Source organism: Pseudomonas sp. MF09156, assembly GCF_059862305.1.
In genome coordinates this window covers 35,064-60,610 of sequence record NZ_JCBCUR010000015.1, presented here as the reverse complement: position 1 = coordinate 60,610, position 25,547 = coordinate 35,064, and the positions used below count along the sequence as shown (strand labels likewise).

The 25,547-nt window shown below is 57.9% G+C and carries 20 protein-coding genes and 2 tRNA genes; 20 read left to right on the top strand and 2 right to left on the bottom strand.

Annotation, left to right across the window (positions count from 1 at the left end; translation table 11 throughout):
- Positions 1–236 precede the first annotated feature (236 nt).
- The 4 genes from carA (at position 237) to AC19YY_RS24385 (ending at position 5,606) form a co-directional block, all read left to right on the top strand.
- The gene (carA, locus tag AC19YY_RS24400) at positions 237–1,373 is read left to right on the top strand and encodes a glutamine-hydrolyzing carbamoyl-phosphate synthase small subunit (RefSeq protein WP_169955085.1); all 1,137 of its coding nucleotides are present in this window, start codon (positions 237–239) and stop codon (positions 1,371–1,373) included.
- 105 nt (positions 1,374–1,478) lie between these two features.
- Positions 1,479–4,700, top strand: coding sequence for a carbamoyl-phosphate synthase large subunit (carB, locus tag AC19YY_RS24395; protein WP_169955084.1), 3,222 nt, complete (start codon positions 1,479–1,481; stop codon positions 4,698–4,700).
- A complete protein-coding gene (gene greA / locus AC19YY_RS24390; protein ID WP_032862903.1) occupies positions 4,697–5,173 on the top strand; it encodes a transcription elongation factor GreA in 477 nt (158 codons plus the stop codon). Before carB ends, greA begins: the two co-directional genes overlap by 4 nt.
- A 28-nt stretch (positions 5,174–5,201) precedes the next feature.
- Complete coding sequence (locus AC19YY_RS24385; protein ID WP_432755024.1) at positions 5,202–5,606, top strand: MFS transporter; 405 nt, start codon at positions 5,202–5,204, stop codon at positions 5,604–5,606.
- An 8-nt stretch (positions 5,607–5,614) separates the two neighbouring features.
- Here AC19YY_RS24385 and AC19YY_RS24380 read toward each other — a convergent pair whose 3' ends face one another.
- Positions 5,615–5,923 carry a YhbY family RNA-binding protein gene (locus AC19YY_RS24380; protein ID WP_029298992.1) on the bottom strand — a complete coding sequence of 103 codons (309 nt, stop codon included), beginning with the start codon at positions 5,921–5,923 and terminating at the stop codon, positions 5,615–5,617.
- A gap of 105 nt (positions 5,924–6,028) precedes the next feature.
- On the opposite strand from AC19YY_RS24380, the gene rlmE reads away from it, so the two are divergent.
- The 16 genes from rlmE (at position 6,029) to AC19YY_RS24300 (ending at position 22,303) form a co-directional block, all read left to right on the top strand.
- Positions 6,029–6,679: a 23S rRNA (uridine(2552)-2'-O)-methyltransferase RlmE gene (gene rlmE / locus AC19YY_RS24375; RefSeq protein WP_038445965.1), complete on the top strand. Its 651-nt coding sequence runs from the start codon at positions 6,029–6,031 to the stop codon at positions 6,677–6,679.
- A gap of 200 nt (positions 6,680–6,879) precedes the next feature.
- On the top strand, positions 6,880–8,790 hold the full coding sequence (gene ftsH / locus AC19YY_RS24370) for an ATP-dependent zinc metalloprotease FtsH (protein WP_029298988.1): 1,911 nt from the start codon (positions 6,880–6,882) through the stop codon (positions 8,788–8,790).
- A gap of 8 nt (positions 8,791–8,798) precedes the next feature.
- Complete coding sequence (gene folP / locus AC19YY_RS24365) at positions 8,799–9,650, top strand: dihydropteroate synthase (protein WP_500605002.1); 852 nt, start codon at positions 8,799–8,801, stop codon at positions 9,648–9,650.
- Between the two features lie 16 nt (positions 9,651–9,666).
- Complete coding sequence (gene glmM / locus AC19YY_RS24360) at positions 9,667–11,004, top strand: phosphoglucosamine mutase (protein WP_029298983.1); 1,338 nt, start codon at positions 9,667–9,669, stop codon at positions 11,002–11,004.
- A gap of 66 nt (positions 11,005–11,070) precedes the next feature.
- Entirely contained in the window at positions 11,071–11,826 is a 756-nt protein-coding gene (tpiA, locus tag AC19YY_RS24355; RefSeq protein WP_070994377.1) for a triose-phosphate isomerase, read from the top strand.
- Between the two features lie 4 nt (positions 11,827–11,830).
- Positions 11,831–12,214, top strand: coding sequence for a preprotein translocase subunit SecG (gene secG, locus AC19YY_RS24350; RefSeq protein ID WP_029298979.1), 384 nt, complete (start codon positions 11,831–11,833; stop codon positions 12,212–12,214).
- Positions 12,215–12,235: 21 nt separating this feature from the next.
- A tRNA-Leu gene (locus AC19YY_RS24345) sits at positions 12,236–12,321 on the top strand.
- 96 nt (positions 12,322–12,417) lie between these two features.
- A tRNA-Met gene (locus AC19YY_RS24340) sits at positions 12,418–12,494 on the top strand.
- Between the two features lie 140 nt (positions 12,495–12,634).
- Positions 12,635–13,093: a ribosome maturation factor RimP gene (gene rimP, locus AC19YY_RS24335; RefSeq protein WP_032867412.1), complete on the top strand. Its 459-nt coding sequence runs from the start codon at positions 12,635–12,637 to the stop codon at positions 13,091–13,093.
- A gap of 59 nt (positions 13,094–13,152) precedes the next feature.
- Positions 13,153–14,634 carry a transcription termination factor NusA gene (nusA, locus tag AC19YY_RS24330; protein ID WP_038445977.1) on the top strand — a complete coding sequence of 494 codons (1,482 nt, stop codon included), beginning with the start codon at positions 13,153–13,155 and terminating at the stop codon, positions 14,632–14,634.
- A 27-nt stretch (positions 14,635–14,661) separates the two neighbouring features.
- The gene (infB, locus tag AC19YY_RS24325) at positions 14,662–17,181 is read left to right on the top strand and encodes a translation initiation factor IF-2 (RefSeq protein ID WP_169955079.1); all 2,520 of its coding nucleotides are present in this window, start codon (positions 14,662–14,664) and stop codon (positions 17,179–17,181) included.
- Positions 17,182–17,340: 159 nt separating this feature from the next.
- Positions 17,341–17,736, top strand: coding sequence for a 30S ribosome-binding factor RbfA (gene rbfA, locus AC19YY_RS24320; protein WP_029298974.1), 396 nt, complete (start codon positions 17,341–17,343; stop codon positions 17,734–17,736).
- A gap of 3 nt (positions 17,737–17,739) precedes the next feature.
- Entirely contained in the window at positions 17,740–18,657 is a 918-nt protein-coding gene (gene truB / locus AC19YY_RS24315; RefSeq protein WP_169955078.1) for a tRNA pseudouridine(55) synthase TruB, read from the top strand.
- Positions 18,658–18,816: 159 nt separating this feature from the next.
- Complete coding sequence (rpsO, locus tag AC19YY_RS24310; protein ID WP_003177875.1) at positions 18,817–19,086, top strand: 30S ribosomal protein S15; 270 nt, start codon at positions 18,817–18,819, stop codon at positions 19,084–19,086.
- Positions 19,087–19,280: 194 nt separating this feature from the next.
- The gene (gene pnp, locus AC19YY_RS24305; protein WP_169955077.1) at positions 19,281–21,386 is read left to right on the top strand and encodes a polyribonucleotide nucleotidyltransferase; all 2,106 of its coding nucleotides are present in this window, start codon (positions 19,281–19,283) and stop codon (positions 21,384–21,386) included.
- Between the two features lie 296 nt (positions 21,387–21,682).
- The gene (locus tag AC19YY_RS24300; protein WP_029298967.1) at positions 21,683–22,303 is read left to right on the top strand and encodes a BON domain-containing protein; all 621 of its coding nucleotides are present in this window, start codon (positions 21,683–21,685) and stop codon (positions 22,301–22,303) included.
- 289 nt (positions 22,304–22,592) lie between these two features.
- On the opposite strand, the gene AC19YY_RS24295 is transcribed toward AC19YY_RS24300, so the two are convergent.
- Positions 22,593–25,526, bottom strand: a complete 2,934-nt coding sequence (locus AC19YY_RS24295; RefSeq protein ID WP_500605001.1) for a DUF748 domain-containing protein — start codon at positions 25,524–25,526, stop codon at positions 22,593–22,595.
- Positions 25,527–25,547: the final 21 nt, after the last annotated feature.

The following is a 25,547-nucleotide window of genomic DNA, read 5'->3' as shown; positions in this document are numbered from 1 at the left end:
GTATTACTCTAGGGCCCCGTTTTTACCCGCTAAGCGACGTCCTGTCGCATTCTCCTGCCTTTTCGGCTCATTAGCGGTGGACCAAAAAAGCCTTTTTCTGTAAGCTACAGCTTTAGTGTGTCCACTAAAAGCGCGCAGAATAATTCGGTGAAGAAGCGGGGTGACGTGTCCATACGTCACTCCGCTTTTTTACAACCTGCGATCGCCCTTTCAGGCTTTATTTACGGGAGGTCTTCTTGACTAAGCCAGCCATACTCGCCCTTGCTGATGGCAGCATTTTTCGCGGCGAAGCCATTGGAGCCGACGGTCAGACCGTTGGAGAGGTGGTGTTCAACACCGCCATGACCGGCTATCAGGAAATCCTTACCGATCCTTCCTACGCCCAACAGATCGTTACCCTGACCTATCCGCACATCGGCAACACCGGTACCACACCGGAAGACGTCGAGTCTGATCGTGTCTGGTCGGCCGGTCTGGTGATTCGTGATCTGCCACTGGTTGCGAGCAACTGGCGTAACACGATGTCTCTGTCCGATTACCTGAAAGCCAACAACGTGGTGGCAATCGCTGGTATCGACACGCGCCGCCTCACGCGCATCCTGCGTGAAAAAGGCTCGCAAAACGGCTGCATCATGGCCGGTGACAATATTTCCGAAGAAGCTGCGATTGCTGCAGCGCAGGGCTTCCCTGGCCTGAAAGGCATGGACCTGGCGAAAGTTGTCAGCACCAAAGAGAAGTACGAGTGGCGCTCCACTGTCTGGGACTTGAAGACCGACAGCCACGCGACTATCGAAGCCAGCGAGCTGCCGTACCACGTCGTGGCCTACGACTACGGCATCAAGTACAACATCCTGCGCATGCTGGTCGAGCGCGGTTGCCGCGTAACCGTGGTGCCGGCGCAAACCCCGGCCGCCGACGTACTGGCCCTGCAACCGGATGGCGTGTTCCTGTCCAACGGCCCGGGTGACCCGGAGCCATGCGACTACGCCATCAAGGCCATCAAGCAAGTGCTGGACACCGAGATCCCGGTATTCGGTATCTGCCTCGGTCACCAACTGCTGGCCCTGGCCTCCGGCGCCAAGACCCTGAAAATGGGCCATGGCCATCACGGTGCCAACCACCCGGTACAAGACCTGGATACGGGCGTGGTGATGATCACCAGCCAGAACCACGGTTTTGCGGTGGATGAAGCTACCTTGCCGGCCAATGTGCGTGCCATTCACAAGTCGCTGTTCGACGGTTCCCTGCAGGGTATCGAGCGCACCGACAAGAGCGCGTTCAGCTTCCAGGGCCACCCTGAAGCGAGCCCGGGCCCGAACGACGTAGCGCCGCTGTTCGACCGTTTCATCAATGAGATGGCCAAGCGACGCTGACTGAGTGGCTTGCGGGCGGCCCCGAATTTCGGTGGCCCCCGCAGGCTCTTCAAAGATTGTTCAAGACGGCTTGCCGACTGACCTGCGGATTTGAGTGACAAACCCATGCCAAAACGTACAGACATAAAAAGCATCCTGATTCTCGGCGCTGGCCCGATCGTTATCGGCCAGGCCTGTGAATTCGACTACTCCGGCGCCCAGGCCTGCAAGGCCCTGCGCGAAGAGGGTTACCGCGTCATCCTGGTGAACTCCAACCCGGCCACCATCATGACCGACCCGGACATGGCCGACGCCACCTACATCGAACCGATCAAATGGCAGACCGTTGCCAAGATCATCGAGAAAGAGCGTCCGGACGCACTGCTGCCGACCATGGGTGGCCAGACTGCACTGAACTGTGCCCTGGACCTGGAGCGCGAAGGCGTCCTGGAAAAGTTCGGCGTAGAAATGATCGGCGCCAATGCCGACACCATCGACAAGGCTGAAGACCGTTCGCGTTTCGACAAGGCCATGAAGTCTATCGGTCTTGATTGCCCGCGCTCGGGTATCGCCCACAGTATGGAAGAGGCCAACGCGGTTCTCGAAAAGCTCGGCTTCCCGTGCATTATCCGTCCGTCCTTCACCATGGGCGGCACCGGCGGCGGTATCGCTTACAACCGTGAAGAGTTCGAAGAAATCTGCGCCCGCGGCCTGGATCTGTCGCCGACCAAAGAGCTGTTGATCGACGAATCCCTGATCGGCTGGAAAGAGTACGAGATGGAAGTTGTCCGCGATAAAAAGGACAACTGCATCATCGTCTGCTCGATCGAAAACTTCGACCCGATGGGCGTGCACACCGGTGACTCGATCACCGTTGCACCTGCGCAAACCCTGACGGACAAGGAATACCAGATCATGCGTAACGCCTCGTTGGCGGTACTGCGTGAGATCGGCGTTGAAACCGGCGGTTCCAACGTTCAGTTCGGTATCTGCCCGGACACGGGCCGCATGGTCGTGATCGAGATGAACCCGCGTGTATCGCGTTCTTCGGCGCTGGCATCAAAAGCTACCGGCTTCCCGATTGCGCGCATCGCTGCCAAGCTGGCGATCGGTTACACCTTGGACGAGCTGCAAAACGAAATCACTGGCGGTGCTACGCCGGCGTCCTTCGAGCCGTCGATCGACTACGTCGTCACTAAGCTGCCGCGCTTCGCTTTCGAGAAGTTCCCGAAAGCCGACGCCCGCCTGACCACTCAGATGAAGTCGGTCGGTGAAGTCATGGCCATTGGCCGGACATTCCAGGAGTCCCTGCAGAAAGCCCTGCGTGGCCTGGAAGTGGGCGTTTGCGGTCTGGACGAGAAACTCGACCTGAGCAACCCGGAAAGCATGAGCATCCTCAAGCGCGAGCTGACCGTCCCGGGCGCCGAGCGTATCTGGTACGTGGCTGACGCCTTCCGCGCGGGCATGACCGTCGAAGACATCTTCGGCATGAACATGATTGACCCGTGGTTCCTGGTGCAGATCGAAGATCTGATCAAGGAAGAAGAGAAGGTCAAGACCCTGGGTCTTTCCTCTATCGACCGCGACCTGATGTTCCGCCTCAAGCGCAAAGGCTTCTCCGACCAGCGTCTGGCCAAGCTGCTGGGTGTGACCGAGAAAAACCTGCGCACCCACCGCCACAAGCTGGATATCTTCCCGGTCTACAAGCGTGTTGACACCTGCGCCGCAGAGTTCGCCACCGACACCGCGTACCTGTACTCCACTTACGAGGAAGAGTGCGAAGCCGCGCCGTCGGGTCGCGACAAGATCATCATCCTGGGTGGCGGTCCAAACCGTATCGGCCAGGGCATCGAGTTCGACTACTGCTGTGTACACGCCGCCCTCGCCCTGCGCGAAGACGGGTACGAGACCATCATGGTCAACTGCAACCCGGAAACTGTTTCCACTGACTACGACACTTCTGACCGCCTGTACTTCGAGCCGGTAACGCTGGAAGACGTGCTGGAAATCTGTCGCGTCGAGAAACCAAAAGGCGTGATCGTGCAGTACGGCGGGCAAACCCCGCTGAAACTGGCGCGGGCCCTGGAAGCGGCCGGCGTGCCGATCATCGGTACCAGCCCAGACGCCATCGACCGTGCCGAAGACCGTGAGCGCTTCCAGCAAATGGTCGAGCGCCTGAACCTGCGTCAGCCGCCAAACGCTACTGTGCGCAGCGAAGATGAAGCCATCCGCGCCGCCAGCAAGATCGGCTACCCGCTGGTGGTGCGTCCGTCCTACGTGCTGGGCGGCCGGGCGATGGAAATCGTCTACGAAGAAGACGAACTCAAGCGCTACCTGCGTGATGCGGTGAAAGTGTCCAATGACAGCCCGGTGCTGCTGGACCACTTCCTCAACTGCGCCATCGAGATGGACGTGGATGCGGTCTGCGATGGCACCGACGTAGTGATCGGCGCGATCATGCAGCACATCGAGCAGGCGGGCGTTCACTCCGGTGACTCCGCATGCTCCCTGCCACCGTACTCGCTGCCGCTGCACATTCAGGACGAGATGCGCGAGCAGGTCAAGAAAATGGCCTTGGAGCTGGGTGTGGTCGGCCTGATGAACGTACAGTTGGCGCTGCAGGGCGAAGACATCTATGTCATCGAGGTCAACCCACGTGCCTCGCGTACCGTACCGTTTGTTTCTAAGTGCATCGGCGTATCCCTGGCAATGATTGCCGCCCGTGTGATGGCCGGTAAGACCTTGAAGGAAATCGGCTTCACCAAGGAAATCATTCCGAACTTCTACAGCGTGAAAGAGGCGGTATTCCCATTCGCCAAATTCCCTGGCGTGGACCCGATCCTGGGCCCAGAGATGAAGTCCACCGGTGAAGTGATGGGTGTGGGCGATACCTTCGGCGAAGCATTCGCCAAGGCCCAGATGGGCGCCAGCGAAGTGCTGCCGACCGGCGGTACTGCGTTTATCAGCGTGCGTGATGATGACAAACCACTGGTTGCAGGCGTGGCCCGTGATCTGATCAACTTGGGCTTCGAAGTCGTGGCCACTGCCGGGACCGCCAAGCTGATTGAAGCCGCTGGCCTGAAAGTGCGTCGCGTGAACAAGGTAACGGAAGGCCGTCCGCATGTGGTCGACATGATCAAGAATGACGAAGTCACCCTGATCATCAACACCACCGAAGGTCGCCAGTCGATCGCGGACTCCTACTCCATTCGTCGTAATGCCTTGCAGCACAAGATCTACTGCACCACCACCATTGCTGCTGGCGAAGCCATCTGTGAAGCGCTCAAGTTCGGTCCGGAAAAGACCGTGCGTCGCTTGCAGGATCTACACGCAGGATTGAAGGCATGATCAAATACCCTATGACTGTCCAGGGCGCCAAGGCCCTGGAAGAGGAGCACGCCCACCTGACCAAGGTCGTACGTCCAAAGCTGAGCCAGGACATCGGTACGGCCCGTGAGTTGGGTGACTTGAAGGAAAACGCCGAATACCACGCTGCCCGTGAGCAGCAGGGGATGGTCGAGGCGCGGATCCGTGATATCGAAGGGCGCATGCAGAATGCGGTCATCATTGATGTCACGACTATTCCCAAGACCGGCAAGGTGATTTTTGGCACGACTGTGGAAATCGCCAACGTCGAGACGGATGAAAGCGTGACTTACCATATCGTGGGTGAGGACGAGGCTGACTTCAAACTCGGCAAGATCTCCGTCGGTTCGCCGCTGGCCCGTGCCTTGATCGCCAAGGAAGAGGGTGACGTGGTCGCCGTCAAGACGCCTGGTGGCGTGATCGAGTACGAGATTGTCGAAGTTCGTCACATCTGAAAGACGGCGCCCGCTTCCAGCGGGCGCCATGCTTTGGCAGTTGGCCCAGATGCTTTGGGTTGGCGGCCTGTGGCTGTTACACCTGGGTGTATTGCCGGTACTGGGCATGATTGGCCTGGCGCCGTTGCTGATCGATGAGATCGGCGGATTATTGAGTGCGCTGCTGGTGGGATTTGCGGCGGCGTGCGTGACTCTCCAGGCATTGGTGCTGGTCAAGGCCGAGGGCTTGGGGAGTTTGTGGCGGGATATGCGCGGGCAACTGCTGTTGATGGCGCTGTATGCGTGCGCAATGTATTGCGTGGTGCGCATATTGCTGCCGGAAGCGTTGCGCTGGCAGCTGTTCAGCTATCTTGTGCTAGGGTTTTCTGGCTTGGTGCTGGTGGTACAGCCGGTGCCGGGATGGAGTGGCAGGGCGCGCGAAGCACGCCCGTGACCCTTGTATCATTTGAAGCGGTGAACGTTCGACAATTGCTTGTTGGCGCTGAAATTCTTGCGATACAGCAGCGCCATCTTGCCGATGACCTGAACCAGGTCCGCCTTGCCCACCTTGCACAGTTCTGCAATGGCGGCCAGGCGCGCTTCGCGATCGAGGATATTGACCTTGATCTTGATCAGCTCGTGATCGCCTAATGCGCGTTCAAGTTCGGCTAACACACCTTCAGTCAAACCGTTGTCAGCCACGATCAAAACTGGTTTCAGATGGTGGCCAATGGATTTGTACTGTTTCTTCTGCTCTTGAGTGAGCGGCATAATCTGACCCCTGCGTCTGATCTTGTAAAAAGCGGCGGCCAGTTTACCCGAGCGAGTCCGGGACCGCCCAGTTAATCACGACCCGTTTTATTTTCGAGGTGGCCCGTGGCCCGTTCCAAAACTAGCCTTAACTGGCTTAAAGAGCATTTCAACGATCCTTACGTCAAAAAGGCGCAAAAGGATGGCTACCGTTCCCGGGCCAGCTACAAGCTGCTGGAGATCCAGGAAAAGGACCGGTTGATCCGTCCAGGCATGAGCGTAATCGATCTTGGCGCAGCCCCAGGTGGCTGGTCCCAGGTGACCAGTCGTCTGATTGGTGGGCAAGGCCGGTTGATCGCTTCCGATATCCTGGAGATGGACAGCATCCCTGATGTGACCTTCGTCCATGGCGACTTTACCCGTGATGACGTGTTGGCACAGATCCTCGAGGCTGTCGGAAATTCGCAGGTAGACCTTGTGATTTCGGATATGGCCCCCAATATGAGTGGATTACCAGCCGTGGATATGCCACGCGCCATGTTCCTGTGCGAATTGGCACTGGATCTGGCAGGAAGGGTTCTGCGTCCGGGTGGTGATTTTCTGGTCAAGGTCTTCCTTGGGGAAGGTTTTGACGAGTACCACAAGAACATGCGCAAGCTGTTCGACAAGGTGCAGACCCGCAAGCCTGACTCGTCGAGGGACAGGTCTCGCGAGCAGTATTTGCTGGGCCGCGGTTACCGCGGTGTCGAAGGCGCTGCCAGTGATGAGCGTCTTTAAAGGTTTTAAGGGAGTCGATAGGTTTTTTTATATCGCTTTCGTCACGAAGCTTTACGAATATTGTGTAGTCAAAGTTTCACAAAGGGTTACAGACGGCGCCTGCCAGAGTTGTAGGTAATGTAGTAAGTTAGGCCGGTGAATATCATGCGAAGCGCGCGCCAGTAGCGGAGCTTGCTTCAGAGGGTAGTTAATTGAACGATATGGCAAAGAATCTGATCCTGTGGTTGATCATCGCGGCTGTCCTGGTGACGGTGATGAACAACTTCTCCAGCCCTAACGAGCCGCAGACCCTCAACTATTCCGACTTCATCCAGCAAGTTAAGGATGGCAAGGTCGAGCGCGTAGCGGTTGATGGCTACGTGATCACCGGCAAGCGCAACGATGGCGACAGCTTCAAGACCATCCGTCCGGCGATCCAGGACAATGGCCTGATCGGTGACCTGGTGGACAACAAGGTGGTCGTCGAGGGCAAGCAGCCTGAGCAGCAGAGCATCTGGACCCAGTTGCTGGTAGCCAGCTTCCCGATCCTGGTGATTATTGCCGTGTTCATGTTCTTCATGCGCCAGATGCAAGGTGGTGCAGGGGGCAAGGGCGGGCCGATGAGCTTCGGCAAGAGCAAGGCGCGCCTGCTTTCCGAAGACCAGGTAAAAACCACCCTGGCTGACGTTGCCGGTTGCGACGAAGCCAAGGAAGAAGTCGGCGAGTTGGTCGAGTTCCTGCGCGACCCAGGCAAGTTTCAGCGCTTGGGTGGCCGTATTCCTCGCGGCGTACTGATGGTTGGTCCTCCGGGTACCGGTAAAACCCTGCTCGCCAAGGCGATTGCAGGTGAAGCCAAGGTGCCGTTCTTCACCATTTCCGGTTCCGACTTCGTCGAGATGTTCGTCGGTGTAGGCGCCAGCCGTGTGCGTGACATGTTCGAGCAGGCCAAGAAGCACGCGCCATGCATTATCTTCATCGATGAAATCGACGCTGTCGGTCGCCATCGTGGTGCGGGCATGGGCGGTGGTCATGATGAGCGTGAGCAGACCCTCAACCAGTTGCTGGTGGAGATGGACGGCTTTGAAATGAACGACGGCATCATCGTGATTGCCGCCACCAACCGTCCTGACGTACTTGACCCGGCGCTGCTGCGTCCGGGCCGTTTCGACCGCCAGGTGGTGGTTGGCTTGCCGGATATCCGTGGCCGCGAGCAGATTCTCAAGGTCCATATGCGCAAAGTGCCAATGGGCGATGACGTGGCGCCGGGCGTGATTGCCCGTGGTACTCCTGGTTTCTCCGGTGCCGACCTGGCCAACCTGGTGAACGAGGCCTCGCTGTTCGCTGCCCGTACCGGCAAGCGCATCGTCGAGATGAAAGAGTTCGAGCTGGCCAAGGACAAGATCATGATGGGCGCTGAGCGCAAATCCATGGTCATGTCCGAGAAAGAGAAACAGAACACCGCTTATCACGAAGCCGGTCACGCCATTGTAGGTCGCGTTGTGCCTGAGCATGACCCGGTCTACAAGGTGTCGATCATTCCTCGTGGTCGGGCGTTGGGTGTCACCATGTTCCTGCCGGAAGAGGATCGTTACAGCCTCTCCAAGCGTGCCCTGATCAGCCAGATCTGCTCGCTGTACGGCGGCCGTATCGCTGAAGAGATGACCTTGGGCTTTGACGGTGTAACCACCGGCGCGTCCAACGACATCATGCGTGCCAGCCAGATTGCGCGGAACATGGTCACCAAGTGGGGTCTTTCGGAAAAACTTGGCCCGCTGATGTATGCCGAGGAAGAAGGCGAAGTATTCCTGGGTCGTGGGGGCGGCGGTCAAAGTGCCAGCTTCTCCGGCGAGACTGCCAAGCTGATCGACTCTGAAGTGCGCAGCATCATTGACCAGTGCTACGGCACGGCCAAGCAGATCCTTACCGATAACCGTGACAAGCTCGACGCCATGGCTGATGCCCTGATGAAGTACGAGACTATTGATGCCGAGCAGATCGACGACATCATGGCTGGCCGTACTCCTCGCGAGCCTCGTGATTGGGAAGGTGGTTCGGGTACTTCTGGAACACCGCCAGTGGTACAGAATGAGCGCCCGGAAAACCCAATCGGCGGCCCGGCTGCCGACCTTTAAGGCTTGAAATGACTTCTGTGTTGTCCTCCACCCGGTTGCCTTGCGGCAACCGGGTTCTTGATTTGGCCCGTACCCACGTTATGGGCATTCTCAACGTAACCCCTGATTCCTTTTCCGACGGTGGTCGCTTCAGCCAGCTGGACGCGGCTTTGCGTCATGCAGAGGCAATGGTGGCTGCGGGTGCGACCATTATCGATGTCGGTGGTGAATCGACTCGGCCTGGAGCACGTGCTGTTTCCCCGCTGGAGGAGATGGAGCGTGTTGCGCCGATTGTCGAGCGAATCCATCGTGAGCTGGATGTCATCATCTCGGTAGATACCTCGACGCCCGCCGTCATGCGTGAGACCGCGCGACTCGGCGCGGGGCTGATCAACGATGTGCGCTCATTGCAGCGCGATGGTGCGCTGGATGCTGCTGCTGCCACCGGGTTGCCTGTGTGCCTGATGCATATGCTTAGCGAGCCCGGGACGATGCAGGACGCCCCGCACTACGACAACCTGGTTGAAGAAGTGACGGAATTTCTGGTGAGTCGCATTGCCCACTGCGCCGTTGCAGGAATTGCACCTGAGCGGATCATTCTCGACCCGGGGTTTGGTTTTGCCAAAACCCTGCAGCACAACTTGAGCTTGTTCAAGCATATGGAGTCGCTGCATGCCCTTGGTCGCCCTCTGTTGGTTGGGGTGTCACGCAAGAGCATGATAGGCATGGCCTTGAATCGTCCCGTGGGCGAGCGCCTGTACGGCGGCCTGGCCCTCGCGGCACTGGCCGTGGCCAAGGGCGCGCGCATTCTGCGGGTGCATGATGTGGCCGAGACAGTTGACGTAGTGCGGATGATCGAAGCGGTAGAATCAGCCGAATAAGAATGATGGAGCACTTATGACAAAGAAATATTTTGGCACCGACGGTATTCGTGGTCGGGTCGGCGAATTCCCGATCACTCCGGATTTCATGCTCAAGCTGGGCTGGGCGGCCGGGATGGCCTTTCGCAGCATGGGCGCATGCCGCATCCTGGTCGGCAAGGACACGCGGATCTCCGGTTACATGTTCGAGTCTGCGCTGGAGGCGGGCCTGTCCGCTGCCGGGGCTGATGTGATGTTGCTGGGGCCAATGCCTACGCCGGCGATCGCTTATCTGACGCGTACCTTCCACGCTGAAGCCGGGATTGTGATCAGCGCTTCGCACAATCCCCATGACGACAATGGCATCAAGTTTTTCTCGGGCCAGGGCACCAAGCTGCCGGACGAGATCGAACACATGATTGAAGAACTGCTGGATGCGCCGATGACCGTCGTCGAGTCGAGCAAGCTGGGCAAGGTATCGCGGATCAACGACGCGTCGGGTCGTTATATCGAATTTTGCAAAAGCAGCGTGCCTACCAGCACCAATTTTGCCGGGCTCAAGGTGGTCATCGACTGTGCCCACGGTGCCACCTACAAGGTCGCTCCCAGCGTATTCAAGGAATTGGGCGCCGAGGTCACCGTGCTGTCGGCTCAGCCTAACGGCCTGAACATCAACGACAACTGCGGTTCGACCCACATGGGGCAATTGCAGGCAGCGGTATTGGCCGAGCACGCGGACCTGGGTATCGCCTTCGATGGTGACGGTGATCGCGTGCTGATGGTCGATCATACCGGCGCCATCGTCGACGGTGACGACCTGCTGTTCATCATTGCCCGCGACCTGCATGAGCGTAACAAGCTCCAAGGCGGCGTCGTCGGTACCTTGATGAGTAACCTGGGGCTGGAGCTGGCCCTGGCCGACCTGGGGATCCCGTTCGTGCGCGCCAATGTTGGCGACCGCTACGTGATTGCCGAGCTGCTGGAGCGCAACTGGGTGGTGGGTGGCGAGAATTCGGGCCATGTCGTGTGCTTCCAGCACACCACCACCGGTGATGCGATTATCGCGGCGCTGCAGGTACTATTGGCCCTGCGTCGCCGCGAAGAAAGCCTGGCCCAGGCGCGCCAGGCGCTACGCAAGTGCCCTCAAGTATTGCTCAATGTGCGTTTCTCGGGTGGTGAAAACCCTATCGAGCACCCGGCGATCAAGGAAGCCTGTGAGCGCGTTACCGTCGCCATGGCGGGGCGTGGCCGGGTCTTGTTGCGCAAGTCGGGGACCGAGCCTTTGGTGCGTGTGATGGTTGAAGGCGATGACGAAACACAGGTTCGTGGCTACGCCGAAGAGCTGGCAAAACTGGTAACTGAAGTTTGCGCCTGAATTCGGCTTGCCAGTGATGATGTGGTTGGGTAACATCTGCGCCCACTTTGACCGACGAGGTACAGCATGCGTCGCACTATGGTAGCTGGTAACTGGAAGATGCACGGTACCCGCGCCAGTGTCGCTGAGCTGGTCAATGGCCTTCGTCACCTGGCTTTGCCAAGCGGTGTCGATATTGCGGTATTCCCGCCTTGCTTGCATATCAACCAAGTGGTTGATGGCTTGAAAGGCAAGTCGATCCAGGTCGGCGCGCAGAATTCCGCAGTAGAAGCCATGCAGGGTGCGTTGACCGGTGAGATTGCACCGAGTCAGTTGGTTGATGCGGGTTGTTCCTATGTGCTTGTTGGGCACTCCGAGCGCCGTCAGATGATGGGCGAGCGGGATGGGACGCTCAACCGCAAGTTCGCAGCGGCACAGGCTTGTGGCTTGATTCCAGTGTTGTGCATAGGGGAAACCCTGGAGCAGCGTGAATCGGGCAAGACTCTTGAAGTTGTCTCGCGTCAGCTGGGCAGCATCATCGAGGAGCTGGGTGTTGGTGCATTTGCAAAGGCAGTGATTGCTTACGAGCCGGTCTGGGCCATTGGCACCGGGCTGACTGCTACACCGCAACAGGCGCAGGATGTGCATGCAGCCATCCGCGCGCAGTTGGCGGCAGAGAATTCTGAGGTCGCACAAGGTGTGCGGCTTCTATACGGCGGCAGCGTGAAGGCGGCCAATGCGGTCGAACTGTTCGGCATGCCGGATATCGATGGGGGGCTCATTGGTGGAGCTTCCCTGAATGCAGATGAGTTCGGTGCGATTTGTCGCGCCGCGGGAAACTGAGAAAATGCTGGAAACAGTCGTAGTCGTTTTTCATCTGTTGGGTGCGCTGGGCGTTGTTGCCCTGGTATTGCTGCAACAGGGTAAAGGTGCGGACGCTGGTGCGTCTTTCGGGGCAGGTGCTTCAAATACTGTGTTCGGAAGCCAAGGTTCCTCTACCTTTCTTAGTAAGTTTACTGCTATACTTGCCGCCGGTTTCTTCATAACCAGCCTGGGGTTAGGTTACTTTGCTAAAGAGAAAGCTCATGTGCTGACTCAAGCAGGTTTGCCAGATCCAGCAGTGTTGGAAGTACCAAAAGCAAAACCGGCTTCTGATGATGTCCCGGTGCTTCAAGAGCAAAAGTCGGCTACTCCAGCGACTGACGTGCCTCCAGCTCAAGAGCAGAAGTAAGAAGGTTGTAAACGCTGTATTGCCGAGGTGGTGGAATTGGTAGACACGCAACCTTGAGGTGGTTGTGCCCATAGGGTGTAGGGGTTCGAGTCCCCTTCTCGGTACCAATTATCAGGAGAGCCCGCTGTTGCGGGCTTTCTTGTAGGTGGAAGGTTACATTGACCCTGTAAGGGATCGGTCGTATACTTCCGCCCCAGCTTTGTCGCGGGGTGGAGCAGTCTGGTAGCTCGTCGGGCTCATAACCCGAAGGTCGTCGGTTCAAATCCGGCCCCCGCAACCAGTTTTAGCGGAGCCCCTTTTAAGGGGCTTTTTGTTAGCTGGACACTTTCAACGCCGCTGTTCGACGGCGTTTCAAGGATGGGCGTTTCGCCCATTTTTTTATTTTGCACAGCATGCACATACATGCACGAGGGGGTTCAGGTGTCGAGCAAGCTAGAAGAGTTGCAGGCCTTGCTGGCCCCGGTGGTCGTGGCCCTAGGCTATGAATGCTGGGGTATTGAGTTTTCGGCTCAAGGTCGCCACTCAATGTTGCGCGTTTATATCGATAAAGAGGGCGGCGTGCTGGTGGACGATTGTGCCATCGTCAGCCGTCAGATCAGTGGTGTCCTGGATGTTGAAGATCCGATCGCCGTTGAATACACCCTCGAAGTTTCCTCGCCAGGCATGGAGCGCCCACTGTTCACTATTGAGCAGTTTGCTAAATATGCCGGTGAACAAGTGAAGATCAAGCTGCGATCTCCTTTTGAAGGGCGACGCAACTTTCAGGGCCTTCTGCGCGGTGTAGAAGAACAGGATGTAGTGGTGCAGGTAGAAGACCACGAGTTCCTGTTGCCGATCGATATGATCGACAAGGCCAACATTATTCCCAGTTTTGACTGAGACGTGCCAGAAACTGCGGATCCCGCGGATCCAATGGCTTGCGAAAGGCGAGGCGTACGATGAGCAAAGAAGTACTGCTGGTTGTTGAGTCGGTATCCAATGAAAAGGGCGTACCGGCTAACGTGATTTTTGAAGCGCTGGAGTTGGCCCTGGCCACTGCTACCAAAAAGCGTTTTGAAGACGAAGTTGATCTGCGTGTGGAAATCAACCGCCACACCGGAGCCTATGAGACTTTCCGTCGCTGGACAGTCGTCGAAGAAGCCGATCTTGATGATCCGGCCATCGAAACCTGGCCAAGCAAGGTTGCGCAAACGCATCCTGGTGCCCAGGTGGGTGACGTCGTCGAGGAAAAGATCGAGTCCATCGAGTTCGGCCGCATCGCTGCACAGACTGCCAAGCAAGTCATCGTGCAAAAGGTCCGCGAAGCCGAGCGCGCTCAAGTCGTTGACGCCTATCGCGAGCGCCTGGGGGAAATCATCTCCGGCACCGTGAAGAAAGTGACCCGCGACAACGTGATCGTCGACCTGGGTAACAACGCTGAAGCGTTGCTGGCCCGTGAAGATATCATTTCTCGCGAAACCTTCCGTGTTGGCGTGCGCTTGCGTGCGCTGCTCAAGGAAATCCGCACCGAGAACCGTGGCCCTCAACTGATCCTGTCGCGTACTGCGCCGGAAATGTTGATCGAGCTGTTCCGTATCGAAGTGCCGGAAATTGCCGAAGGCCTGATCGAAGTGATGGCTGCGTCCCGCGACCCGGGTTCGCGCGCCAAGATCGCGGTCCGCTCCAAGGACAAACGCATCGACCCGCAGGGCGCTTGCATTGGTATGCGCGGTTCGCGCGTCCAGGCGGTGTCGGGCGAATTGGGCGGTGAGCGTGTGGATATCGTGCTGTGGGACGATAACCCGGCGCAGTTCGTGATCAACGCCATGTCCCCGGCCGAAGTCGCGGCAATTATTGTTGACGAAGATGCCCATGCAATGGATATCGCCGTTGGCGCAGACAATCTGGCCCAGGCCATCGGTCGCGGTGGTCAGAACGTGCGTCTGGCCAGCCAGTTGACTGGCTGGACCCTGAACGTCATGACCGAATCGGACATCCAGGCTAAGCAGCAAGCAGAAACCGGCGACATCCTGCGCAACTTCATCGACGAGCTGGAAGTCGACGAAGACCTGGCACAGGTGCTGGTAGATGAAGGCTTTACCAGCCTGGAAGAGATTGCCTACGTACCGGTGGAGGAAATGCTCAACATCGACGGCTTTGACGAAGACACCGTCAACGAGCTTCGCGCTCGGGCCAAGGATCGCTTGTTGACTAAAGCCATCGCTACTGAGGAAAAGCTGGCAGACGCCCATCCGGCCGAAGACCTGCTCTCGCTTGAGGGTATGGACAAGGATTTGGCGATGGAACTGGCGGTGCGCGGCGTAATTACCCGCGAAGACCTGGCCGAGCAGTCTATTGACGACCTGCTCGACATCGACGGCATTGACGATGATCGTGCCGGCAAGTTGATCATGGCCGCCCGAGCCCATTGGTTCGAGTAATTAGGCGCGGCCTGAGGAGAGAAGTGCATGACGCAAGTCACGGTGAAACAACTGGCCGATGAGGTCAAAACACCGGTAGAGCGCCTGTTGCAGCAGATGCGTGAGGCAGGTCTGCCGCACACCGCCGCCGAGGAACATGTGAGCGACAGTGAGAAGCAATCGTTGCTGACTCACTTGAAAAGCAGCCACAAGGCGAAAGTGGAAGAACCGCGCAAGATTACATTGCAGCGCAAAACAACCAGCACCCTGCGGGTGGCTGGTAGCAAAAGCATCAGCGTTGAAGTGCGTAAGAAGAAAGTCTTCGTACAGCGCAGCCCGGAAGAAATCGAAGCCGAGCGCAAACGCGAGATGGACGAACGTCGCGCAGTAGAAAATGCTGCACGTCAGAAGGCTGAAGAAGAAGCCAAGCGTCGCGCCGAAGAAGAAGCGCGTCGCCAGCCTGCTGCTGCGCAATCCGCTACTGATGCAGTCGCCGCTCCTGCCGCGCCTGTTGAAGCTGTGCGTGAGGCCGCTCCTGTTGCCGCCGCACCTGCTCCTGCAGCCGACGCTCGCAAGCGCGACGAACCTCGTCGTCCGGACAAGCCACGCGCAGACGATAACAATCGTCGCGGCAGTGGTGATGGTGAGCGCAAAAACGCTCCACATCGTGCTTCGGTCAAAGAGAAAGCGCCTGCTCCACGCGTTGCGCCACGTACTACCGACGAAGAAAGCGATGGCTTCCGTCGTGGTGGTCGCGGCAAGGCCAAGCTGAAGAAACGCAACGCCCACGGTTTCCAGAGCCCAACCGGCCCTGTCGTGCGTGAAGTGAAGATCGGCGAGACCATCACTGTGGGCGATCTGGCCCAGCAGATGTCGGTCAAGGCTGCTGAAATCATCAAGTTCATGTTCAAGCTGGGTACTCCGGCCACCATCAACCAGGTACTGGACCAGGAAACTGCCCAACTGGTTGCTGAGGAGCTCGGCCACAAAGTGACCCTGGTCAGCGACACCGCCCTGGAAGATTCCCTGGCCGAGTCCCTGAAGTTTGAAGGTGAGGCAGTTTCCCGTGCGCCAGTCGTGACCGTAATGGGCCACGTTGACCATGGTAAGACTTCCCTGCTCGACTACATCCGTCGTGCCAAGGTTGCAGCGGGCGAAGCCGGCGGCATCACCCAGCACATCGGTGCCTACCACGTTGAAACCGACCGTGGCATGGTGACGTTCCTCGATACCCCAGGTCACGCCGCGTTTACCGCAATGCGTGCCCGTGGTGCCAAGGCGACCGACATCGTGATCCTGGTGGTTGCAGCGGACGACGGCGTAATGCCACAAACCATCGAAGCCGTTCAGCATGCCAAGGCTGCTGGTGTGCCGCTGGTGGTTGCAGTGAACAAAATCGACAAGCCGGGCGCCGATCTCGATCGCATCCGTAGCGAACTTTCGGTTCACGGCGTGACGTCCGAAGAGTGGGGTGGCGACACTCCATTCGTACCGGTCTCGGCGAAGATGGGTACCGGCGTTGACGAACTGCTCGAAGCAGTCCTGTTGCAAGCCGAAGTCCTGGAACTGACCGCTACGCCATCGGCTCCTGGCCGTGGTGTCGTGGTTGAATCGCGCCTCGACAAGGGTCGTGGCCCGGTTGCGACCGTGCTGGTTCAAGACGGTACCCTGCGCCAAGGCGACATGGTCCTGGTCGGTTCGAACTACGGCCGTGTACGTGCCATGCTCGACGAGAACGGCAAGCCAATCAAGGAAGCAGGTCCTGCTATCCCGGTCGAGATTCTCGGCCTGGACGGTACCCCGGACGCTGGCGACGAGATGAGCGTAGTTGCCGACGAGAAGAAAGCCCGTGAAGTGGCTCTGTTCCGTCAAGGCAAGTTCCGCGAAGTCAAGCTGGCCCGTGCTCACGCCGGCAAGCTGGAAAACATCTTCGAGAACATGGGCCAGGAAGAGAAGAAGACGCTTAACATCGTCCTCAAATCTGACGTCCGTGGTTCCCTCGAAGCGTTGAACGGCGCCTTGAACGGCCTGGGTAACGACGAAGTGCAAGTGCGTGTTGTCGGTGGCGGTGTCGGTGGTATCACCGAATCCGATGCCAACCTGGCACTGGCCTCCAACGCTGTACTGTTCGGCTTCAACGTGCGTGCCGATGCTGGCGCACGGAAGATCGTCGAGCAGGAAGGCCTGGACATGCGTTACTACAACGTCATCTACGACATCATCGAAGACGTCAAGAAAGCCCTTACCGGCATGCTTGGCAGTGACGTGCGGGAAAATATCCTGGGTGTTGCCGAAGTGCGTGACGTGTTCCGTTCGCCGAAGTTCGGCGCGATCGCCGGTTGCATGGTTATCGAAGGTACTGTGCACCGTAACCGTCCAATCCGTGTACTGCGTGAAGACATCGTTATCTTCGAAGGCGAGCTGGAATCCCTGCGCCGCTTCAAGGATGACGCTTCCGAAGTACGTGCCGGCATGGAATGCGGTATCGGCGTCAAGAGCTACAACGACGTCAAGCCTGGCGACAAGATCGAAGTCTACGAGAAGGTCCAGGTTGCTCGCAGCCTCTAACTCGCGCACTTCAGGAGCTACGCCGCGTGTGGGCATGCAAATGTCCCGCGCAGTGTCCGGACTCTAAACGCAACGCCCGGTCTGGCTTTTGTCAGGCCGGGCGTTTGCCGCTTTCAGACCCCACGGGTTTCACCGTGTGGCAGTAACAGGTAACAAGACATGGCAAAAGAATACAGCCGTACCCAACGTATCGGCGATCAGATGCAGCGCGAGCTGGCCCAACTGATCCGTCGCGAAGTCAAAGACCCGCGCGTTGGCCTGGTCACCATTACCGCTGTTGAAGTGAGCCGTGACGTTGGTCACGCGAAGATCTTCATCACCGTGATGGGCCAGGACAACAGCGAAGAGATCGCGCAAAGCATCAAGGTGCTCAACTCTGCCGCAGGCTTCCTGCGCATGCAGTTGGCCCGTGAGATGAAGCTGCGCAGCGTGCCCCAGTTGCACTTCCACTACGACGAAAGCGTCGTGCGTGGTGCGCACCTGTCGGCTCTGATCGAGCGTGCCGTGGCTGAAGACAATCAGCATCCGTCCACACCTGAAGACGCCAAGGAGTAAGCGGTGGCTCAGGTCAAGCGTATCCGTCGTAACGTCAGTGGCATCATCCTGCTCGACAAGCCCATTGGCTTTACCTCCAATGCCGCTTTGCAGAAGGTCCGCTGGCTGCTCAATGCCGAGAAGGCCGGGCACACCGGCAGCCTCGACCCCTTGGCTACTGGCGTATTGCCATTGTGCTTTGGCGAGGCCACCAAGTTCTCGCAATACCTGCTCGATTCAGACAAGGGTTACGAAACCCTGATGCAACTGGGCAAGACCACCACCACGGCTGACGCCGAAGGTGATGTTCTGCAGGTTCGTGACGTGACCGTTGGTCGTGCAGATATCGAGGCCGCTTTACCCGCTTTTCGTGGGCAAATCAGTCAGATACCGCCGATGTACTCGGCTCTCAAGCGTGATGGCCAGCCTCTTTACAAGCTGGCACGTGCGGGCGAAGTAGTGGAGCGCGAACCGCGTTCTGTTACTATTGCGCGCTTGGAATTGCTTGCCTGTGAAGGCGAGACTGCCCGCTTGGCCGTGGACTGCAGCAAAGGCACCTATATCCGTACCCTGGTGGAAGATATCGGTGAAAAGCTCGGTTGCGGCGCGTACGTTGCAGAACTGCGACGTACCCAGGCTGGCCCTTTTACCCTGGCCCAGACGGTCACGCTGGAAGAGTTGGAAGCCGTGCATGCCGAAGGCGGCAATGAAGCAGTTGATCGCTTCCTGATGCCATCGGACAGCGGCTTGCTGGACTGGCCATTGCTGCATTTTTCGGAGCACAGCGCGTTCTACTGGCTCAATGGCCAGCCAGTACGTGCACCGGATGCCCCGAAGTTCGGCATGGTGCGGGTACAAGATCACAACGGTCGCTTTATCGGTATCGGTGAAGTGAGCGAAGACGGGCGCATCGCGCCGCGTCGACTGATTCGGTCAGAATGACCGGAACCAGCTTGTGGTAAAAGCGCAGTAGTTTTTACGCAAACTGGAACGAGGGTGGCTGTTAACAGGCACGGTCACTACTCATTTTTAGATACAGGGATTTGTCCCTGGCCTGTTGAAACTGCCCTTTGGGTGGTTTCCTGAAAAAAGGATTGCCTCATGGCTCTCGACGTTCAAGAAAAAGCACAAATCGTAGCTGACTATCAGCAAGCTGTTGGTGACACTGGTTCGCCAGAAGTGCAAGTTGCACTGCTGACCCACAACATCAACAAGCTGCAAGGTCACTTCAAGGCTAACGGTAAAGATCACCACTCCCGTCGTGGTCTGATCCGCATGGTAAACCAGCGTCGTAAGCTGCTGGACTACCTGAAAGGCAAGGATCTGGGTCGTTATCAGACTCTGATCGGTCGCCTGGGTCTGCGTCGCTAATCAGCGATTGCGCTAGAGGTTGGTTGGCTGTCGTGTGTCAGTGGGTTTCCCGCTGGCCCATGGCAGGCTTCCAGCCTCAAGTTTTATCTGGATACACGTTTTACCCTGGACAGGCGTTGGGCCGATTCCCGACATTGCCCAAGAATTTCGCAAGAAGACAAGTTCCCCAAGAGCCACAAAGAAGGTAGGACACCGTGAACCCGGTTATCAAAAAATTCCAGTTCGGTCAGTCGACCGTTACCCTCGAGACAGGCCGTATTGCCCGTCAAGCCTCCGGCGCAGTGCTGGTCACCGTTGACGACGACGTTACCGTACTGGTGACCGTTGTAGGCGCAAAGACCGCTGACCCAAGCAAAGGCTTCTTCCCTCTTTCCGTTCACTACCAGGAAAAGACTTACGCTGCCGGTAAGATCCCTGGTGGTTTCTTCAAGCGTGAAGGCCGTCCTTCCGAGAAAGAAACCCTGACTTCCCGACTGATCGACCGTCCGATCCGTCCGCTGTTCCCAGAAGGCTTCATGAACGAAGTGCAGGTTGTCTGCACCGTCGTTTCCACCAGCAAGAAGACCGATCCGGACATCGCTGCGATGATCGGCACCTCGGCTGCCCTGGCCATCTCCGGTATTCCTTTCGATGGCCCGATCGGCGCAGCCCGTGTTGCGTTCCACGAAAGCACCGGCTACCTGCTGAACCCGACTTACGAACAACAGAAAGCTTCGAGCCTGGACATGGTCGTTGCCGGTACTTCGGAAGCCGTGTTGATGGTTGAATCGGAAGCCAAAGAGCTGACCGAAGACCAGATGCTGGGCGCTGTACTGTTTGCTCACGACGAGTTCCAGGTTGTGATCAACGCTGTTAAAGAACTGGCTGCTGAAGCTGCCAAGCCAACCTGGACCTGGGCTCCTGCGCCTGAAGCCACCGCACTGCTGGGCACTATTCGCTCCGAGTTCGGTGCTGCGATCTCTGACGCCTACACCATCACCATCAAGGCCGACCGTTACGCTCGCCTGGGTGAATTGAAGGACCAGGTTGTTGCCAAGCTGTCCGGTGAAGAAGGCCAGCCTTCTTCCAGCGAAGTCAAAGCAGCCTTCGGCGAAATCGAATACCGCACCGTTCGCGAAAATATCGTTAACGGCAAGCCACGTATTGACGGTCGCGACACCCGCACCGTACGTCCGCTGAACATCGAAGTCGGCGTTCTGCCGAAGACCCACGGTTCGGCCCTGTTCACCCGTGGTGAAACCCAGGCCCTGGTAGTCGCGACTCTGGGTACTGCCCGTGACGCACAGCTGCTGGACACCCTGGAAGGCGAGAAAAAAGACCCGTTCATGCTGCACTACAACTTCCCTCCGTTCTCGGTAGGTGAGTGTGGTCGCATGGGTGGTGCTGGTCGCCGCGAAATCGGTCACGGCCGCCTGGCCCGTCGTTCGATTGCAGCCATGCTGCCTGCCGCCGACGTGTTCCCGTACACCATTCGTGTTGTGTCGGAAATCACCGAGTCCAACGGTTCCAGCTCCATGGCTTCGGTCTGCGGTGCTTCCCTGGCTCTGATGGACGCCGGCGTTCCGATGAAGGCACCGGTTGCCGGTATCGCCATGGGCCTGGTTAAAGAAGGCGAGAAGTTCGCCATCCTGACCGACATCCTGGGTGACGAAGACCACCTGGGCGACATGGACTTCAAAGTAGCCGGTACCGCCAAAGGTGTTACCGCGCTGCAGATGGACATCAAGATCAAGGGCATCACCGAAGAAATCATGGAGATCGCTCTGGGCCAAGCCCTGGAAGCGCGCCTGAACATCCTCGGCCAGATGAACCAGATCATTGGTCAGTCCCGCACCGAACTGTCGGAAAATGCTCCGACCATGATCGCGATGAAAATCGACACCGACAAAATCCGTGATGTCATCGGTAAAGGCGGCGCGACTATCCGTGCGATCTGTGAAGAAACCAAGGCCTCGATCGATATCGAAGACGACGGTTCGATCAAGATCTTCGGCGAAACCAAGGAAGCGGCTGAAGCTGCACGTCAGCGCGTCCTGGGTATCACCGCAGAAGCCGAGATCGGCAAGATCTACGTCGGTAAGGTTGAGCGCATCGTCGACTTCGGCGCATTCGTCAACATCCTGCCTGGCAAGGACGGTCTGGTTCACATCTCCATGCTGAGCGATGCTCGCGTTGAGAAAGTGACCGACATCCTCAAAGAAGGCCAGGAAGTGGAAGTGCTGGTACTGGACGTGGACAACCGCGGCCGTATCAAACTATCCATCAAGGACGTAGCCGCAGCCAAGGCTTCGGGCGTTTAATCACTCCCAGGCTTCACGCTGAAAAAGAGGACTCTTCGGAGTCCTTTTTTTTGGACTGCGGGAAAGTGAAGGTAAATCAGCCGTTTAGCCCAGGACAAAAGCCGCAACTTGCATGCAGGCACGACGGGCTTCATGCAAGTTGCACGATTTCGAAAAAACAGCATTTATATAAGCTATTGTTTTATAAGGATTTGTTTTAATTTTTGGACTTGGCACACTGTCTGCACTATTCCTGTTAACGCTGCAGTATGAAGGTTCACACACTGCAGACTTTCAATAAAACAGGAGTTACTCGTATGAAGAAGTTCGCTCTCGCTACTGCTACCGCTCTGACCCTGGCCATGGGTGCTAACGTGGCCTTTGCCCAAACTTCCCAAGCTCCAATGACTCTGGCGGCTGGTGAAGCCACCAAAGCGAAAGAAAGCGTTTCGGATACTTGGATCACCACCAAAGTTAAATCTGATCTGCTGACTGAAAAAGGTATTCCTGGTTCGGACATCAAGGTTGAAACCAACAAAGGTGTGGTTTCCCTGTCGTCGACTGTAGCCATTTCGGATTCGCAGAAAGCAACCGCTGTAGCGATCACCAAGAAAATCAAAGGTGTAACCGCGGTTTCTGCTGACGGCCTGCTGGCTGGCGGCGCCACCAAGGCAGACAACATCGACAAAACCAAAAGCGCAGCAGCAGGCGCCAAAGAGTCCACTTCGGATACCTGGATCACTACCAAAGTGAAAGCTGACCTGGTAACCGAGAAAGGCATTCCTGGTACCGACATTAAAGTCGAAACCAACAAGGGCGTGGTTTCCCTGTCCTCTTCGGTCGCTGTGACTGAAGCGCAGAAAACTACTGCGGTGAATATCACCAAGAAAATCAAAGGCGTTAAAGCTGTATCGGCCGACGGCCTGAAAGCAGAGTAACGCGTAACCATTCGACTGGACCCAGGCGGCCACGAGCGAGGCAGATATCCGCTCAATGCACCTTACAGGTTCATGCGACCGACCACAGGGATGTGGTCACTACGGGCCCCGGCACTTGTGTCGGGGCCCGTTTTATTGTGGCGGGGAATACATATTTGCCGATTTTGGAGATCAAATGTGGGAGCTGGCTTGCCTGCGATGACGGCGTATCAGTAGTAAGCAGGCTGGCTGACCCACCGCCATCGCAGGCAAGCCAGCCCCCACACTTTGCACTTATGGTGCCCGGTAGTTACTCGGCATCCAGGTGCATTGGCGTAACAACCCGGCCATCTTTCTCTGCCTGCCCAAGGTTGGCATCAATGAAGTACACCCGGTCATCTTCCAGCTGGCCCTTGTCGACCAGATAGTCTTTGATCGTGCTGGCGCGGTCCTGGCCCAGTTGGCGTAGCAGCACGTCACTGGCGCTCCAGAACTTGATCACGCCGTCACGCAGCTTCGCCGAGCGCTCATCGCTACCCAGGTTTTTCCACTCGGCCGGTGGCTGTTGCTTCAAGCGAGTGCGGTAGATGCCTTCGAGCAGCGGGGCTTTTTCCTTTTCCGGTACTTCGAGCAACGATGCCTGGGCCGGGACTTTATCGCCACGGCGCTGGAGTATCTTGTAGTAGTTGTACTGATACTCGCGCTCAAGCCGCTCGGCAGCCAAGAACGGGCCGTCGCTGCTGGCTGCCGCGGTGCCTTCGATCTCCAGGCGCAGGGCAGGGCGCTCCTTGAGGGCCTTGGCGAGGCTGTTGAGGGCCGACTCGGCGTCTTTGCTCAGGGCGCTGGAGCCTGCGGCGAACGACACATTGCCCAGGTCTTGCGAACCGCCACCCGTCACCAGCCCGCCAATGAACTTGAACGGCGCCGTCGCCGCGCGTACCACCAGGTTGCGCAGGGTTTGCCAGACAATCGGCATCACGCTGAATTGTGGGTTGTTCAAGTCGCCGGTCACCGGCAATTCGATGGAAATCTTGCCGTCGGTGTCCTTGAGTAGGGCAATCGCCAGGCGAATCGGCAGGTCCACCGCGTCCGCACTGTCGACTTTCTCGCCCAGTTGCAGTTGCTCCACCACTACCTTGTTCTCGGCCTTCAACTGGCCTTTGGTGATCACGTAGTGCAGGTCCAGGTTGAGCCGGCCCTTGCGGATACGGAACCCGGCAAACTTGCCCGAGTAAGGTGTCAGGGTGGTCAGTTCGACGCGTTTGAAGCTGGTGGCGATATCCAGTGCGGCCATCGGGTCAAACGGGTTCACGCTGCCCTTGATGGTTACCGGCGCATAGCGATCGACCTTGCCCTTGATATCGACGCTGGCCGGCTTGGCCTGGCGGCTGTCGATGGTGCCGATTTGGCCATTGAGTTGCTGGATCGCCGTGGCGAAGTTCGGTGTCAGGCTGAAGTCGGCAAAGTTGGCCGAGCCATCATTGATCGCGATCTGGCCGATACGGATGCCCAGGGGCTTCTCGTTGCTCGCGCTGGACTTGGCCGTCGATTTGGCACCGCTGTCGGCCGGCTGTGGGATCAGCAGGTCATCGACGTTGGTGGTGCGGTCATCGTTGATCATAAAACGCGCATAGGGTTGCAGCAGGTTGATCTTGTCGATCGACAGGCTGTTGCCGTGCTGGTAGTTCAAGCCCTCGACCACCAGGCGCTGCCACTTGAGGAAGTCACGGGTCTTGAGAGTATCGAGGGTGTGCAGTTGGTCCACTTGCGCGCGGCCGGTGATCTGCAGCGCAAGGGGCTCGGTACTCTTGAGGTTCACGTCCAGGTTGCTGCCGAGCATGCCGCTACGCAGTTCCAGGCGGATAAAGGGGCTGATATAGGACTGGGCAACCCGCAGGTCGATATCCTTGGTGTCGACCTTCAGCTTGGCGCTGACCGGGTTCAGGTTGACCTGGCCGCTCGCCTGGATCTTGCCCTGCTTGCCCAGGCCACTGTCGATCTTCAGCGTGAAGGGGCTTTGATTGAGGCTGTCGAAATCTTGTACATCGACATTCAGCGGGCCCAGCTCCAGTGCTACCGCAGGTTTTACCTGGCGATCAGCCAGATGCACCTGGTAGTTGCGCAGTTGCACATCCTTGAGCAGCACTTGCCAAGGCTTGCTCGGTGCTGTCGGTTCGGGTTTTGGCGAGTCGGCCGTGGCGGGAGCGCTTGCTGGCTCAGGCTGGGTGGCCGGCTTGCTCGGCTGGCTGGCGAACAGTTTCTGCCAGTCCAGTTGGCCGTCGGCTTCGCGGGCGGCCCAGGTTTCGAGCTTGTTACTGCGGATCTTGCCCACGATCACTTGCTGCTTGGCCAGGTCGATCGAGGTTTCGCTGACATCCAGGCGCTCCAGGCGCGCCAGTGGCCGGCCATCCGGGGCCTTGATCGCAAAGGGTGCGATGCTCGCGGAGACGTTGGTCAGGTTCAGTTCGGTTTCTTTGGCCAGGTTCAGCTTGTAGTCGGTGCTGAAGTTGAGGATGCCGTCTTCCAGGACCAGAGGCACGGCGTCCCGTACATAGGGCCACCAGACTTTCATCTTGCCATCCGTGACCTTGAGCTTACCCTCGGAGGCGATCGGCACCAGGCTGAAATTACCGGTCCAGTCGATCTGCCCACCCTCGGGGCCGGCGGCGACCAGGGTCATGTCGGCGTTGTCTTCGGGCAGGGTGCTGAGGTTTTTCAGTTCGAAGTCGAGTTTGTCGTAGAGAAACTCGATAGGTTCGCTGGGGCGCACATCTTCGAAGTGCACGTAGCCGCCCGCCAGCTTGATGCGCTCGATGCGCAGCGGGAACGGTTTGCTCTCGGGGTCATCGGGCGTCGGTTCGCTCGGCGGCAACTTGAACAATTGCGCCAGGTTGAGCGCACCGGCTTTGTCGAAGAGGATTTCGGTCTTCGGCTTGTCCAATTGCACATCGGCCAAGTGCAGGGCGCGAGTCCAGAGGCTGTCGATCTGCAGGTTGGCGTAGAGGCGATCAAAGCCCACCTGTTCCTTGCCCGGCTCACCGATTTTTAGGCCCCAGAGGGTTAGCTCCAGGCTGAACGGGTTGAGTTCGATACGCTCGATACGGGCCGGCACGGTGGCGTAGTTGGCCAACTGTTGGTTGGCCACGCGAAGCGCAATACCGGGCAAAATCAAAAAGCCCAGCAAGCTGTAGAGTGCAAGGGCGGTCAGCAAGGCGCCTGCGGCGCGAATCAATCCTTTGGGCATGGGTGACGCCATCTATGTCGA

Bases quoted from the DNA above. Each gene is read 5' to 3' on its own strand.
- glmM (WP_029298983.1), top strand. From the start codon at position 9,667: ATGACAAAGAAATATTTTGGCACCGACGGTATTCGTGGTCGGGTCGGC.
- carB (WP_169955084.1), top strand. From the start codon at position 1,479: ATGCCAAAACGTACAGACATAAAAAGCATCCTGATTCTCGGCGCTGGC.
- ftsH (WP_029298988.1), top strand. From the start codon at position 6,880: ATGGCAAAGAATCTGATCCTGTGGTTGATCATCGCGGCTGTCCTGGTG.
- tpiA (WP_070994377.1), top strand. From the start codon at position 11,071: ATGCGTCGCACTATGGTAGCTGGTAACTGGAAGATGCACGGTACCCGC.
- AC19YY_RS24385 (WP_432755024.1), top strand. From the start codon at position 5,202: ATGCTTTGGCAGTTGGCCCAGATGCTTTGGGTTGGCGGCCTGTGGCTG.
- infB (WP_169955079.1), top strand. From the start codon at position 14,662: ATGACGCAAGTCACGGTGAAACAACTGGCCGATGAGGTCAAAACACCG.
- AC19YY_RS24300 (WP_029298967.1), top strand. From the start codon at position 21,683: ATGAAGAAGTTCGCTCTCGCTACTGCTACCGCTCTGACCCTGGCCATG.
- rpsO (WP_003177875.1), top strand. From the start codon at position 18,817: ATGGCTCTCGACGTTCAAGAAAAAGCACAAATCGTAGCTGACTATCAG.
- nusA (WP_038445977.1), top strand. From the start codon at position 13,153: ATGAGCAAAGAAGTACTGCTGGTTGTTGAGTCGGTATCCAATGAAAAG.
- secG (WP_029298979.1), top strand. From the start codon at position 11,831: ATGCTGGAAACAGTCGTAGTCGTTTTTCATCTGTTGGGTGCGCTGGGC.
- rbfA (WP_029298974.1), top strand. From the start codon at position 17,341: ATGGCAAAAGAATACAGCCGTACCCAACGTATCGGCGATCAGATGCAG.
- AC19YY_RS24380 (WP_029298992.1), bottom strand. From the start codon at position 5,923: ATGCCGCTCACTCAAGAGCAGAAGAAACAGTACAAATCCATTGGCCAC.
- AC19YY_RS24295 (WP_500605001.1), bottom strand. From the start codon at position 25,526: ATGCCCAAAGGATTGATTCGCGCCGCAGGCGCCTTGCTGACCGCCCTT.
- folP (WP_500605002.1), top strand. From the start codon at position 8,799: ATGACTTCTGTGTTGTCCTCCACCCGGTTGCCTTGCGGCAACCGGGTT.
- greA (WP_032862903.1), top strand. From the start codon at position 4,697: ATGATCAAATACCCTATGACTGTCCAGGGCGCCAAGGCCCTGGAAGAG.